This window comes from uncultured Altibacter sp., from assembly GCF_963972995.1.
GTDB lineage: Bacteria > Bacteroidota > Bacteroidia > Flavobacteriales > Flavobacteriaceae > Altibacter.
In genome coordinates this window covers 1-13972 of record NZ_CAXAXI010000002.1, presented here as the reverse complement: position 1 = coordinate 13972, position 13972 = coordinate 1, and the positions used below count along the sequence as shown (strand labels likewise).

The 13972-nt window shown below is 41.9% G+C and carries 15 protein-coding genes; 5 read left to right on the top strand and 10 right to left on the bottom strand.

The genetic code is table 11. The features are described 5' to 3' along the window. Positions 1–28 precede the first annotated feature (28 nt). The gene (gene chrA, locus AACZ11_RS01185; RefSeq protein WP_290628959.1) at positions 29–1168 is read left to right on the top strand and encodes a chromate efflux transporter; all 1140 of its coding nucleotides are present in this window, start codon (positions 29–31) and stop codon (positions 1166–1168) included. On the opposite strand, the gene AACZ11_RS01180 is transcribed toward chrA, so the two are convergent. From AACZ11_RS01180 to AACZ11_RS01155, 6 genes are all read right to left on the bottom strand, one after another. After that, on the bottom strand, positions 1163–1921 hold the full coding sequence (locus AACZ11_RS01180; protein ID WP_290628957.1) for a CPBP family glutamic-type intramembrane protease: 759 nt from the start codon (positions 1919–1921) through the stop codon (positions 1163–1165). The genes chrA and AACZ11_RS01180 overlap by 6 nt on opposite strands. A 10-nt stretch (positions 1922–1931) precedes the next feature. Continuing rightward, a complete protein-coding gene (locus AACZ11_RS01175; protein WP_290628956.1) occupies positions 1932–2429 on the bottom strand; it encodes a zinc ribbon domain-containing protein in 498 nt (165 codons plus the stop codon). A gap of 89 nt (positions 2430–2518) precedes the next feature. Further along, a complete protein-coding gene (locus AACZ11_RS01170; protein WP_290628954.1) occupies positions 2519–4948 on the bottom strand; it encodes a ribonucleoside-diphosphate reductase subunit alpha in 2430 nt (809 codons plus the stop codon). Between the two features lie 127 nt (positions 4949–5075). Then, on the bottom strand, positions 5076–6053 hold the full coding sequence (locus AACZ11_RS01165) for a ribonucleotide-diphosphate reductase subunit beta (RefSeq protein ID WP_290628951.1): 978 nt from the start codon (positions 6051–6053) through the stop codon (positions 5076–5078). Between the two features lie 426 nt (positions 6054–6479). Continuing rightward, complete coding sequence (locus AACZ11_RS01160; protein ID WP_290628949.1) at positions 6480–7082, bottom strand: hypothetical protein; 603 nt, start codon at positions 7080–7082, stop codon at positions 6480–6482. A gap of 144 nt (positions 7083–7226) precedes the next feature. After that, on the bottom strand, positions 7227–7808 hold the full coding sequence (locus AACZ11_RS01155) for a DUF3109 family protein (protein WP_290628947.1): 582 nt from the start codon (positions 7806–7808) through the stop codon (positions 7227–7229). Positions 7809–8014: 206 nt separating this feature from the next. Here AACZ11_RS01155 and AACZ11_RS01150 point away from each other — a divergent pair, with 206 nt between their 5' ends. Both AACZ11_RS01150 and AACZ11_RS01145 read left to right on the top strand, forming a co-directional pair. Further along, positions 8015–8599, top strand: coding sequence for a MarC family protein (locus AACZ11_RS01150; protein WP_290628945.1), 585 nt, complete (start codon positions 8015–8017; stop codon positions 8597–8599). A gap of 27 nt (positions 8600–8626) precedes the next feature. Further along, positions 8627–8821 carry a hypothetical protein gene (locus tag AACZ11_RS01145; RefSeq protein WP_034259780.1) on the top strand — a complete coding sequence of 65 codons (195 nt, stop codon included), beginning with the start codon at positions 8627–8629 and terminating at the stop codon, positions 8819–8821. A 4-nt stretch (positions 8822–8825) separates the two neighbouring features. On the opposite strand, the gene AACZ11_RS01140 is transcribed toward AACZ11_RS01145, so the two are convergent. The 3 genes from AACZ11_RS01140 to AACZ11_RS01130 form a co-directional block, all read right to left on the bottom strand. Then, positions 8826–10409: a S41 family peptidase gene (locus AACZ11_RS01140; RefSeq protein ID WP_290628942.1), complete on the bottom strand. Its 1584-nt coding sequence runs from the start codon at positions 10407–10409 to the stop codon at positions 8826–8828. A gap of 3 nt (positions 10410–10412) precedes the next feature. Beyond that, complete coding sequence (locus AACZ11_RS01135) at positions 10413–10844, bottom strand: dCMP deaminase family protein (RefSeq protein WP_290628940.1); 432 nt, start codon at positions 10842–10844, stop codon at positions 10413–10415. A gap of 87 nt (positions 10845–10931) precedes the next feature. Continuing rightward, positions 10932–11510 carry a HupE/UreJ family protein gene (locus AACZ11_RS01130; RefSeq protein ID WP_290628939.1) on the bottom strand — a complete coding sequence of 193 codons (579 nt, stop codon included), beginning with the start codon at positions 11508–11510 and terminating at the stop codon, positions 10932–10934. Between the two features lie 94 nt (positions 11511–11604). Here AACZ11_RS01130 and AACZ11_RS01125 point away from each other — a divergent pair, with 94 nt between their 5' ends. Both AACZ11_RS01125 and AACZ11_RS01120 read left to right on the top strand, forming a co-directional pair. Further along, a complete protein-coding gene (locus tag AACZ11_RS01125; protein ID WP_290628937.1) occupies positions 11605–12708 on the top strand; it encodes a T9SS type A sorting domain-containing protein in 1104 nt (367 codons plus the stop codon). 2 nt (positions 12709–12710) lie between these two features. Then, the gene (locus AACZ11_RS01120) at positions 12711–13409 is read left to right on the top strand and encodes a T9SS type A sorting domain-containing protein (protein ID WP_290628935.1); all 699 of its coding nucleotides are present in this window, start codon (positions 12711–12713) and stop codon (positions 13407–13409) included. A gap of 115 nt (positions 13410–13524) precedes the next feature. Here the strand turns inward: AACZ11_RS01120 and AACZ11_RS01115 are convergent, their stop codons facing one another. Next, positions 13525–13776 carry a GIY-YIG nuclease family protein gene (locus tag AACZ11_RS01115; protein WP_339831239.1) on the bottom strand — a complete coding sequence of 84 codons (252 nt, stop codon included), beginning with the start codon at positions 13774–13776 and terminating at the stop codon, positions 13525–13527. Between the last annotated feature and the right edge of the window lie 196 nt (positions 13777–13972).

Below are 13972 nucleotides of genomic sequence, written 5' to 3'. Positions count from 1 at the left end.
ACCTATCGCACCATCCAATAACAACCATATGCCTATATCGTCTTCAAAAAATCTGAAGGAAGTAGCCGCAGTATTCTTCAAACTTGGCTGCTTCGCCTTTGGCGGACCGGCTGCACACATCGCTATGATGGAGCAAGAGGTTGTTTCAAAACGACAATGGATGACCCGCCCACATTTTTTAGATCTTATAGGGGCAACAAATCTTATTCCGGGACCCAATTCTACCGAAATGACTATGCATTGTGGCCATGAAAGAGCCGGTAAAAAAGGGCTCGTGGTGGCCGGCCTAAGTTTTATCCTTCCGGCCGTTGTGATCACAGGGCTGCTCGCTTTCGTATATGTTCGCTACGGTTCACTTCCTCAAGTTGCGCCTTTTATACAAGGCATTCAACCTGCTGTATTGGCCATTATAGCGGCTGCCATACTAAAATTAGGCAAAAAGGCGGTAAAAACATGGGAATTAGGGATTATAGGTGTGTTTGTACTTGCCGCAGCACTGTTGGGTATCAACGAGGTAGTGGCGCTACTTCTAGGTGGTGTCGTAGGATTTTTTTATTTTTTTCTGAAAAATACGTTGAAGCGACCCCCTCACGCTCAATTTGCTCCCTTCTTTATCTATTTCGTTTCCGCCGAAGTTCTTGCAAAACTGTCAACCCTCAAGATCTTTTTGACCTTCTTAAAAGTAGGAAGTATACTCTATGGCAGCGGGTACGTACTCTTTGCATATCTCGATGCCGAATTGGTCACAGCGGGTTATTTAACACGCCCCGAACTTATTGAAGCCATTGGTATTGGACAATTCACCCCAGGTCCTGTACTTTCTACAGCTACCTTTATAGGCTATCAACTTGGCGGATTTTGGGGTGCGGTAGCAGCCACTGCAGGTATTTTTACTCCTTCTTTTCTTTTTGTTTGGATCCTTAACCCGTGGGTGCCCAGAATGCGCCGTTCGTCTTTGTTTGGTTATTTTCTAGACAGTGTGAACGTTGCTGCCGTAGCAGTCATGCTAGCGGTTCTATATATAATGGCCGTTGAGACATTAATAGATTGGCGTGCAATGGTCATATTGGCAATAAGCGCCATTCTCGTGTTTCGGTTTCAAAAAGTGAGTGTTGTTTGGGTGATCGTAGTGGGTGCCGTGTTAGGCTATCTGCTTCAGTATTTATAGTATTTCTGAAAAAGAATAACCTTCAAAATAATAATAGTCCAAGAGTACTATGATCAAGTTGTGGATAAAATGAATAAGCATTCCCAGCCATAGCGTGCTGTATTTGTGACGAAGATAACCTAGTACTATTCCGAAGGGGAATATCCATACAAACGAAAGCAATGAAAAATGGATCAACGCAAATATGAAAGCTGTCGCTAAGATAGTGATCCTAGGTGTTGTAACGATCTGCAACTGATTAAAGAGAAATCCCCGAAACGCCAATTCTTCAAAAACCGGGGGAATGATCACATAAAAGATAAAGGCCCAAAAGAAGGGGCTGTCATAGAACATGTAATCATAGAACAAATTGGTATCTTCTTCATACAACATCATGTTCAACCAATCAACACTGTAATACACAGTTAACCCTGTGAGTAACGGAAAAAGAAGAGAGAACAGTAAGCCTTTCCATTCGATCCTGACTACATTGTAAAGGGAAAATACGTTTCTGGCGTCAAAGAAGGTGAACAATAGTGTGAGGAGCACAAAGACGCTCTCCAGAGCTATTTCGGTGAAGAGAGAATCACTTTCAGCATAGATGGCATAAGCAATAACAGCATATAATAGATAGGCGCCGTAAAAAGCAATAATGAGCTGGATGCTCCTTCGCTCTTTTAAAGATTGCCGTGTTACCAATCTATTCCCACAATGACCGCAGAAACGTGCCGTTTCGGGGAGTAGGTTCTTACAACGCGAACAATGAGCGTCCATAATTGGGTTTTTAAATATTGCGAAGTTGCATGGCAGAGTTGATTCCCTTAGCCAGGTAGCCAATCACCAAAACTTTTATAATAATCCCTTTATATATGGTAGACGGATCCAGAATCGCATCGATCACCACAATGGTAAGGAAAACCAGTAATCCAAGTACAAGTGCAATGAGTGGTCGTTTTTGTGACCAATATCCTAACACAACATAGATTACGGCTAAAATGCCTGTTGCGATCAAGGTCGCACTGTCCTCAAATCTGAAAAAATAGATCAAGCCCCAGAACAAGGAAAGTCCCGCCACTACATACAAACTGTTTCGTGCAGATTTGATGCGTTTGGATGCGTTTTGTGTAGTCTGATTTGCGATGACACGTTTGGCGTGAAAACCTGATTGCTGTGCTTCTGTCCCGCGCTCCGGGTAACCACAGGCTGTACAGAACACCTGTTCGTCTAATATTTGAGTGTTACACTGGGAGCAATGTACAGCAGGGACCAAGATTTCTTCCATAGATAGGCTTAAAGAAAGCTAATATAAAAGAATCCATAAAAAAAGGAAGACGAAACGCCTTCCTTTTTATCATTAAAACACTTAAAAATTTAAGAACCACACATGAGACAATCATCGTCCTCATCGGCTGTACGAGATTTGGCTAACATTTCGCGTAATTCTTGGGGCGTAAGCGGTTGATTGGATGTCGCCGAAGTGGCATCCACCGCTGCTGTGGTTGCTGCAACGGCAGCAACCGGTTCTTTTTTGGTTTCACTCTTAAGGGTAAACTTAATAGCATCCACCGCACTCTTAGTGCGTAAGTAATACATTCCTGTCTTTAGGCCGCTCTTCCAGGCATAGAAGTGCATGGAGGTTAGTTTTGCAAAGTTCGCATTCTCCATAAAGAGATTGAGTGATTGCGACTGATCGATAAAATAGCCTCTGTGACGCGACATGTCGATAATATCTTTCATGCTCAATTCCCAAACGGTCTTATACAGCTCTTTCAATTCCTGAGGGATAATATCTACATCCTGTATAGAACCATTGGCGCGCATGATCTCTTCTTTGAGATCCTCGTTCCAAAGTCCCAATGCTACCAAGTCTTCCAACAAGTGTTTGTTTACCACGATGAACTCACCTGAAAGCACTCTTCGGGTATAGATATTGGAGGTATAGGGTTCAAATGCCTCGTTATTCCCAAGAATTTGAGAGGTTGATGCCGTAGGCATCGGAGCCACTAACAACGAATTACGAACGCCGTGTTTCTTTACATCTTTCCGAAGCTTCGCCCAATCCCAACGACCACTTAGTTCTTCATCCTTAATTCCCCAAAGGTTGTGTTGAAACAAGCCTTGAGAAATAGGAGAACCTTTATAGGTTTCGTACGCACCGTCTGCTTTGGCTTCTTCCATGGAAGCAGATACGGCTGCAAAATATAAGGTTTCAAAGATCTCCTGGTTTAGTTTTTTAGCGTCATCACAGGTAAAAGGAAGTCGTAACATGATAAAGGTATCTGCCAATCCTTGCACACCTAAGCCTACCGGACGGTGGCGGAAATTAGAGTTTTCTGCTTCCTTAACCGGATAATAGTTGCGGTCGATTACGCGATTTAGGTTCTTGGTCACTCGTTTCGTGACCCGGAACAATTCTTTGTGATCGAACTCTCCGTTCTTTACGAACATGGGAAGTGCGATGGATGCCAAGTTACATACCGCAACCTCATCCGGTGCCGTATACTCCATGATCTCTGTGCACAAGTTGGAAGAACGGATGGTTCCCAAATTCTTCTGGTTACTCTTTCGGTTGGCGGCATCCTTATACAGCATATATGGGGTTCCAGTCTCGATTTGAGACTCCATGATCTTTTCCCAAAGTTCCCGGGCTTTAATGGTCTTACGCCCTTTGTTCTCTGCTTCATATTTGTGGTATAAAGCTTCAAATTCTTCGCCGTGACAATCGAACAATCCGGGACATTCGTTTGGACACATCAACGTCCACTCACCATCTTCCTGTACGCGCTTCATAAACAAATCCGGAATCCACATGGCATAAAACAGGTCACGAGCACGCATCTCTTCTTTTCCGTGGTTCTTCTTCAGGTCGAGGAAGTCAAAAATATCGGCGTGCCAAGGCTCAACATAGATCGCAAAGGAGCCTTTTCGCTTACCTCCTCCTTGATCTACGTAACGCGCGGTATCATTGAACACACGAAGCATAGGAACAATCCCGTTGGATGTTCCGTTAGTTCCGGAGATGTAGGAACCGGTTGCACGAATGTTATGGATTGACAATCCAATACCACCGGCAGATTGTGAGATTTTGGCAGTCTGCTTCAGTGTGTCGTAGATACCGTCAATGCTGTCATCCTTCATCGTTAAAAGGAAACAAGATGACATTTGTGGCTTTGGTGTACCACTATTGAATAAAGTAGGTGTTGCGTGGGTAAAGAACTTTTTGGACATGAGTTCGTAGGTTTCCTTGACAGCGGCCAGGTCGTCAAGATGTATCCCTACGGAAACACGCATCAACATGTGTTGTGGACGCTCTACGATCTTTCCGTTCAATTTCAACAAATAAGAACGTTCCAATGTTTTGAATCCGAAGTAATCATATCCAAAATCACGATTGTAGATAATGGTCGAGTCCAGTTCTTCGGCATTCTCCTTAATGACCTTATACGCTTCATCACTTAGTAAGGGTGCATCCTTTCCTGTACGCGGATTTACATACGTATACAGGTCTGTCATTACTTCAGAGAAGGACTTCTTGGTATTCTTGTGTAAGTTAGAGACAGAGATGCGAGCGGCAAGACGTGCATAATCGGGGTGTGATGTGGTCATGGTAGCGGCTACTTCGGCTGCCAGATTATCCAATTCACTTGTGGTTACCCCGTCGTACAAGCCTTCAATAACACGCATTGAAATCTTTACCGGATCTACTAATTCATTTAGACCATAACACAGCTTTCGCACGCGTGCGGTGATCTTGTCGAACATGATAGGTTCTTTGCGGCCGTCTCTTTTAATTACATTCATTCTGTTCTACTTTATGAGGTTATTTAATTTTTTTTGAAAAAAGATGCCGTGGTGAAGTTTATAAACAACACTTAATCAGCATTTTATAGCGAAAAGCCCGCTTCTTGGGGAGAAAGCGGATACTCTTCTAAAAATCTGCGTCGAAACTTATCTTATTCGACTCTTTGTCCATGTTAGTGACGCCCGCTTTTTGATATTCGGATACACGTTTCTCGAAGAAGTTCGTTTTTCCTTGTAAGGATATCATATCCATAAAGTCGAATGGATTGGTGGCGTTGTATTCTTTTTCACATTCCAACTCAACCAGAAGGCGGTCTGTTACGAACTCTAGGTATTGGGTCATGAGCTTTGAGTTCATTCCAATAAGGCTGGCCGGGAGTGATTCGGTAATAAATTCACGTTCAATGTTCAATGCATCTACGATGATCTCGCGGATGCGTTCCTTTGGCACTTTATTGACCAAATGGTGGTTGTGCAGATGCACGGCAAAGTCGCAGTGAACTCCTTCATCTCTAGAGATCAACTCGTTCGAAAAGGTGAGGCCGGGCATAAGGCCTCGCTTCTTCAACCAGAAAATAGAGCAGAAAGCACCACTAAAGAAGATCCCCTCAACAGCAGCAAAAGCGATAAGACGCTCTGCAAAACTTGGACTTTCGATCCATTTCAAGGCCCAGTCTGCTTTCTTTTTAATTGCCGGGAAGTTCTCAATGGCATTGAACAACTGATCCTTTTCCTTGTCATCCTTCACATAGGTATCGATCAATAGCGAATACGTCTCGCTGTGGATATTTTCCATCATGATCTGGAAGCCGTAAAAGAACTTAGCTTCGCTGTACTGCACTTCGTTCACAAAATTCTCTGCCAGATTCTCGTTTACAATTCCGTCGCTGGCAGCAAAAAAGGCAAGGATGTGTTTTATAAAATAGCGCTCATCGTCATTTAGTTTTCCGGTCCAGTCGGTAAGATCTTGATGAAGATCGATCTCTTCTGCCGTCCAAAAACTAGCCTCCGATTTTTTATACCATTCCCAAATATCGTGATGTTGGATTGGAAAGATTACAAATCGATTCTTGTTTTCTTGTAAAATGGGTTCTACTGCGCTCATTGTCCTTCGTTTTAAATTTTTACTATTTCTGATTACTAGGGACTAACAAATATGAAAAATTTAAAAAGCAAAAAACCGAAAATGGCTGTTGGGTTTTCAACAAAGTTTTCAACACGACCCTTTTGTGAGTGTTACTATTGTTTTGTTAAAAACACTATTTAATGATCTTGTTTTCAGTGCTTTAAAATAATTTTCAATTGTTATGAACAATTCGAAAAATACTCGTTGAAAACCCTTATAGGCTCCGATTATACAGGAGTTCCTTTGTGGTTTTGAAAGGCATTTCCGTCGATTAATTTTCAACAAAATGAAATCAGTACATTTTTATCAATTTAACAATTCGGGCGTCAATTATGAACTTTTGAACTAAAAAACCGCTCCTAAAAAATATTAGAAACGGTTGGTTGTTTCGTTCACTTTCTATTTCTATCCCAGATCGTTGGCATCCAATTCATCGATCGCGTCCCAAGTAGCTTCAATATCCATGTTCGTTCCTGTAGCCTTCATATAGAATCGATCATCTTTAAAAAATTCTATAACCGATCGATTGTTGTTCTTGTGGTATTCTTCAATGGCCTTTACGCCTTTTTTCTTAACGGTTCTGCGTGTTTTGTATTCATCCTCTTCCTCAAAATCCTGAGAGGCGAATGCCATACGCATCGCAGCCGTCATCGCTGCACCCATTTGTCCGGCGCCGTCGATCACTTCGATCTTAAAAGTTTTAGACTTATCCTCATTGCCATAGGTGGCTTCAATACTGGCGATTTGTGCCACACCCATTTGTCCGGCCTTGTAACCGGTTCGTTTCATGCCATTGATCTCATCGGGCAACCAAGCTTTCAATTCGTCGTTGGTGAGAGGTTCCTGTTGCTGAAGTTCTTGAATATCCTCCTGCATATTGTTCATTTCTTGCACAGCCTTGGTCGTGGTAGTAACATTTTCTTTAGTCTCTTTTATCTTCTTAGAAACCGGATTGTCACAGGCAAATCCTATAGACACAACAGCCATTAATACGAGTAGTTTTTTCATAATATGATGCATTGGTTAGTAATCGATTAACATAAAACTAAGGTACTAATAATCAGATTGCTAACCAATACCCGTTTGGGTGATTTCTGAAAAAATATTGAGAAGATTCGCTTCAAAGCCTTCCGAAGCAATAACGACAATAACTTACGCCATTTTTTGAGCGACCTTTTCCAGCTCAGCATACCAATGCGTTCCAAACTTCCGGATCAAGGCGTCTTTTACAAATTTGTAGACAGGCACTTTGAGCTCCTTTCCCAGCACACACGCATCATTGCATATAGGCCATTTGTGATAGTTCACGGCAGCAAATTCGCTATACTGTTGTACCCGCACAGGATATAGATGACACGAAATTGGTTTTCTAAACCCGGTAGCTATCGGGTCGATAACGCCGGCATTGTAAGCATCTTCAATACCACAACTTGCGGTACCTGTGGGAGTGAACGTGACATAAGCACATTCTTTCCCCTCTACCAACGGAGTTTCCAACTCGTCGTTGCCGGTGACAATATGGGTTCCCTGCGCTTCGATGGCCGCAATTCCTTCGGGACGAAGAAAGGGTTTTACTTTTGGATAGATCGCTTGCAGTATGGCGACCTCTGCTTCGGTTACAGGAGCACCCGCCTCTCCTTCGATACAGCAAGCACCCTTGCAAGCTGTGAGATTGCACACAAAGTCCTTTTCAATAAGGTCTTCGGAAATAATTGTTTTACCTAGCTGAAACATTCGGCAAAGATACTTTTTTATGCATCATCCAAAGCACATCCTTCAGAAGAAAAAGAAGGGTTACCACTGAAGTTTCCGAAGGTAAAAAGATACTCTTATCAGTTCGGCCTTAGAAAAGGACAGCAACACATTTTAAAAATTGCTTTTATCAATGTCGAAAGCCCATAGAGAATCGCTAATTTTACACCCAAATAGAAATGTTCTCGATGAATTTAAATTTTAAGGAAATAGCGACGGCCACCATGGTCCTTTTTGCGGTAATCGATATCATTGGCAGTATCCCGATCATTATTAATTTACGTGAAAAGGCGGGTCATATCAATTCCGGAAAGGCCTCCATAATCGCAGCTGTTTTAATGACACTCTTTTTATTTCTGGGCGAGAGTATTTTAAGACTTATTGGGATTAACGTCAATGAATTTGCAGTGGCAGGGGCGCTCATCCTCTTCTTTATCGCTTTGGAAATGATTTTAGGCATTACTTTGTTCAAGGACGAGGAACATACCAGTCCTGATCTCGCTTCCATTTTCCCATTGGCGTTTCCGCTCTTGGCCGGCCCCGGAAGCTTAACAACATTGTTATCGCTTCGGGCTGAGTACCAGACCGAAAACATCATCGTTGCGATTATTGTTAATATTGTAGTTATCTTTATCGTGCTCAAGACATCGGCACGCATTCAACGTTTTTTAGGAAAGAATGGGATCGCCGTGATACAGAAGGTCTTTGGGGTGATCCTTTTGGCCATTGCAGTTAAATTATTCACCTCGAACATTCAAGAATTGTTCAATTAAGCATTGAGTGTTCAAAAGAACAGTACTATGAAAATATTTAGTTATATCCTTATCGCCATCGCCATTGGTCTCATTATTTTCAACCTTACCAAAATCGACTATAGCGCTCCTTTTGAAGGAGACAGCAGTGTGGCTGTAATTAGCGTTCTTGCTGCGGCCTGTGCCATTTTACTTATACTGATTCTGCGTACGTCACAGCGAATCGCCAAAAAGAAGAAGTAATGTGTTAGCGAGCTTCGAGCTCTAATACCTTAGCGATCATAAAATCGCCTTCATTGAGAATGTACTCATACGCGTTCGGGCCAAAAAGTTGCTGGGCAATGTTTGCCTTAAGCGCTTTTTTTAGTTCTTCGGAATACTTACTCATATCGATCTGCGCTTCACTGAAGCGAGAATACGCAATAAAATCCTGAGCTAATTGATCCTCCACCTGATACGATTTTACAAAATCCTTGAAAGTCATCTTAGAAAAGATCTTTCGGTTCTGCTCTAAAAATTCAAATATAAAATAGCTCATGAAGCCGCTGCGGGACAAATACTGGAGGGTCTCGTTTTCCACACTGGTATCCTTCGGTACAAAGATGTCCGGAATGATCCCACCACCTCCATAGACCACTTTCCCCTTAGGAGTTACATAGCGCAACGAATCTTCCACTTTTATACTATCGGCACTAATCAATTCTCCGTTGCGGTACCGCTTTTCATAATCTTTGTAATAGGCATCGTTTCCGTTCCCGTAGGGTTTTTGAATGGATCGTCCCGTAGGGGTGTAGTAGCGTGCAATGGTGAGGCGTACCGCGCTGCCGTCTCCCAGAGACATTTCCCGTTGCACCAACCCTTTTCCAAAGGATCGTCGCCCAATGATCGTCCCTTTGTCGTTATCCTGTAAAGCGCCGGCCACAATTTCACTTGCCGAAGCCGAATTCTCGTTAATAAGTACATACAACTTCCCTTTTTCAAAATCCCCGCGTCGTGTGGCAAAGGTTTGATTCTCTTCCCCGCTTTTATTTCGGGTGATAAGAATAAGTTTGTCGTCTTCCAAGAATTCATCTACAATCCGTTCGGCCGTAGAGATATATCCCCCGGGGTTGTTGCGCAGGTCCAACACCAAACGGGTAATACCCTCATCTTTTAATTGGGAAAGCGCCTTTTTAAATTCATTGTAGGTTGTTTCAGAAAAACGATTGATCTTGATATAGCCTAAATTGTCGGTAAGCTTATAAGCCGCGTCGACACTTACCAGCGGAACTTCTTTTCGTTTTACTTTAATATCCAGCAACTCGGGTTTCCCTGCCCGGTATACTTTTAAATTGACGCGTGTGTTGATCTCACCTTTTAAATACGAAGAAATACTGTCTCTATTCAAACTATCCCCGAACATTTTTTTGCCATCGGCATACAATATGCGATCGCCTCCTTTAATTCCCGCTTTGGCAGCAGGCCCTCCTTCAATAGCGCGTATGACTGCGATCGAATCTTTATACGTGTAAAAACTGATCCCGATGCCTACGAACTTTCCGCGCATGTCATCGGCATTGTTGGCATAGTCATCCCGGGGAATATAAACAGAGTGAGGGTCCAAATTTTCAAGGATTCCGTTTACGGTAACATCTACGATACTATCGGTATTCACCTTATCCACATATTCATAGTCGATATAATCGATGAGGCGGTTTAGCTTGTCTTTTTTTGAATTGGTAGCAAATATCTTCTCAGTAGTATCATTAAAATTGAGTTTAGAGCCAATAAAAACCCCTGCCGCTACAGCGGCACCAATCAACAAAGGAAGGTATTTTCTGTCAAAGCCCATAGGCTAACTGTTTAGATCTGTGATGTGCGTTATACTAACGCCTGCTTTTTCTAAAAATTTTACGCCGGAATTGTCCTTGTACTCTTCCAGATAGACCAGTCTTTTAATTCCCGCTTGATGGATCAACTTACTGCATTCTTTACAGGGTGACATCGTTATATAGAGGGTGGCCCCGTTGCAGGATTGTGTGGAAGAAGCCACTTTAGAGATCGCATTTGCTTCGGCGTGTAATACGTACCATTTTGTATAGCCTTCTTCATCCTCACAAAAATTCTCAAAACCGGTGGGTGTTCCGTTGTATCCATCGCTAATGATCATCTTATCCTTAACAATAAGTGCGCCAACTTGTTTCCGAAGACAGTAAGACAACTTACTCCATTCTTGTGCCATGCGAAGATAGGCAACATCGTATTTGTGCTGTTTTTTGGAAGCCATATAGAATAATAAGTAGCGAAATTAAGCCGAAGTTACAGCCTATCAAAAATTCTGGCTGTTAAATGTTTATAAAAGTTTCCCGGGAAATTAGAAGATCCAGTTCTCAATAAGCATGGGGATGATCATTCCTATTACTATGGAAGATACCACCAATACCCAGTCGCGTTTGTTAAAACGAAACAGCATCTGAAAAATAAAGGCCAGGATCAGCACGATAATGACCACGATAATTTGTGCAGCTTCGACGCCCAAAGCAAATTCTAACAACGGAAGAATGTCATTATCGGCATTGATCATTTTGTAATACGAAGCAAATCCAAAACCGTGAATAAGTCCGAAGAACACCGTCGCTATGTAAAACAGTCCTAATTTTTCTGCCCGCTTTTCTTTTCCGGCGGTAAAAAGATTGAACAAAGCGGTAATAAGTATGGTTACCGGGATAAGGAATTCGATCCAGCGCGTTGAGACGCTCACTACGTTGTAATTGGCCATAAGGAGCGAAACGGTGTGGCCTATGGTAAATAGGGTAACGAGCAATAACAACCGCTTCCAAGAATTGAAGGTATACGCAGCGCAGAGTACGATCAAAAACAGGATGTGATCGTAAGCTTTCCAATCGAGAACGTGTTCTAAACCCAGTTTAAAATATAACCAGAAATCGGACATGGAGTTTTGGGGATGTTAGATTTGGTCAAATATATGCAATATGTGAGAATTTTCATATCTTTAAACGAACTCCCCGGTTTTAATTTTATGGCTTATGAAAAAACTGTTCCTTTTCATACTCGGGGTGGGGTGTACCTTCCAGAGTTTTTCGCAAGACCCCAACCTCTATGGGACATGGTATATGTTTGCACAAGTAGGAGATTTAGGGCCTTTTTGGTATATAAATCATGAAGACTTTGGTGGCAATAACCCTTACTTCATTTTAAATACAGACCTTAGTTATGAGGGTGCTGTTAATTGTAATTCATATTCGGGACAATATGAGGAAGGCAGTGGTAATCCAAATTTTATTCCTGTTTCCTTTACACGAACCAATTTTGACTGTGGAACTCCTACGCAAAATAATAATGAAGACTTTTTTTTCGGTGTCGTTAGTGGTGAATATAGTGATGAAGGAATAGTACGTTATTGGCTTTACACAGATCCTAATGATAATGAATTTTTGGAATTAGATTTTGCCCCCGGATTTGGTCTTGTATTTCAGCGTGAACCATTCCTGTCAGAAGGTACTGTTCCTGGCACATGGTACTTAAGGAATTATTATAATGATATGGAGGAGAGTTTAAATATTTTAGAGATTGACCCTCCTATTGATCCGACCTTGGTGATTATGCCCAATTATGAGTTTACAGCCCAAGCAGCCTGTAATACATTTAGTGGGACTTTTATAGAAGATACAACCAACGGGGGATATTACATTGATAATTTTTCTAAGACCAATAACGATTGTTCGCACGCGGACCACATAACATTCGAAGAAGATTATGAAAAAGTACTTGCCGAAAGCGGTAATTTGTTCTTTACCGCATACGACACTACGACCGAAAGAGCTTTTCTAAATACAACCAATACCGCCGCAGGATATATGAATTTTCAAAATTCACCTGTTCTGGGGGTTAAAGACCATAATGAGATTACATTCTCCCTTTATCCAAATCCTGCGGGGGATGAAATTATTATTGCTGCCACGGGAATACTTATAGAATCCATCTCAATCTATTCCATGATTGGGCAGAAAATGGTTGATTTTAAAGCTGAGTCAAACCGTGTTGACATTTCAAGTCTATCGCCGGGGGTATACTTTATAGAAATAGCTGCTTCAAGTGGAAAAGCTATTCAAAAATTTATAAAAGAGTAGATATGAAAAAATGTTTTTCTCTTTTCGTAGCAATGTGCTTAAGCCTTCAATGCATTGCCCAAGATGCGGAGCTTTACGACACTTGGTATCTTAAATCATACAGCTATGATCTTGGTGATACTTTTTATATAGAAGATGTCAACCCGCGTATTAATCCTACTTTAGTGATTGACTCCAATCTAAATTTTACGGGGCAAGTGTGTAATGAGTACGGAGGATCGTTCAGTTACAACAGTGCTACCGACAAATTGGTGATGGATTTTTTTTACGTTTGTATCTGCGGGAGTTGTAATAACCCCCCGGCTTCTCACGTAACGCTGGAAGATGACTATTTCGATTATTTTGGGGAAGGAGCTGCCTACACCTACGAGGTATATAATAGTGGGACAGGGGCTAAGGAATTGTTATTGTTTGTAGCTGCCGGCTTCGATCTTTGGTATTCTAATACTCCACTTTCAATACCCGGAAATCAAAAGAAAACCTTCACGTTGTATCCCAATCCGGTCACCGAGACCCTTATTATTTCTTCGGAAGGAGAAATAATCGAATCGCTTTCGGTATATACTGTCTCGGGAAAAAAAGTAATAGAGTTCACTGAAAATACAAACGTGCTGAATGTTTCAGGACTTTCGGAAGGATTGTATTTTTTGGAGATCATTACGGTCAAGGGGAAGCACCTTCAGAAATTCTTTAAAAAATAAAAAGTGCTCCTTTTAAAAAGAAGCACTTTCGTACTCAAGGTGGGAATCGAACCTGCCTGCCAGAGGCACGACAGGCAGGCCCACACGACCGAAAGAACTGGATTTTGAATCCAGGTTAATTGTTTAGTGATTCCCTCATTTGGCGAAGCTGCCTTTTGCCTGTTCCAGACTTCCAATACTTTTCACGTGTTCTGGCATCGATCCTATTATCTATACTTTCAGAATAAAGAAGAATATATGGTAGGTATGGCTTTGTAGTCTTTTCCTTGCCATCGTTGTGCTGTTGAACCCGACGTTCAAGATTATCGGTCATTCCAACATAGATATAGTTTCTGCACAAACTTGAAATAGCATAAACAAAAAACATATACCGGTATTAAGAAAAATCCCCAAACGAACAATCGTAAGGGGATTTTGTACTCAAGGTGGGAATCGAACCTGCCTGCCAGAGGCACGACAGGCAAGCCCACACGACCGAAGTCACTAGATTTTGAATCCAGGTTATTTATTTAGTGATTCCCTCATTTGGCGAAGCTGCCTTTTGCCTGTTCCAGACTTCCAAT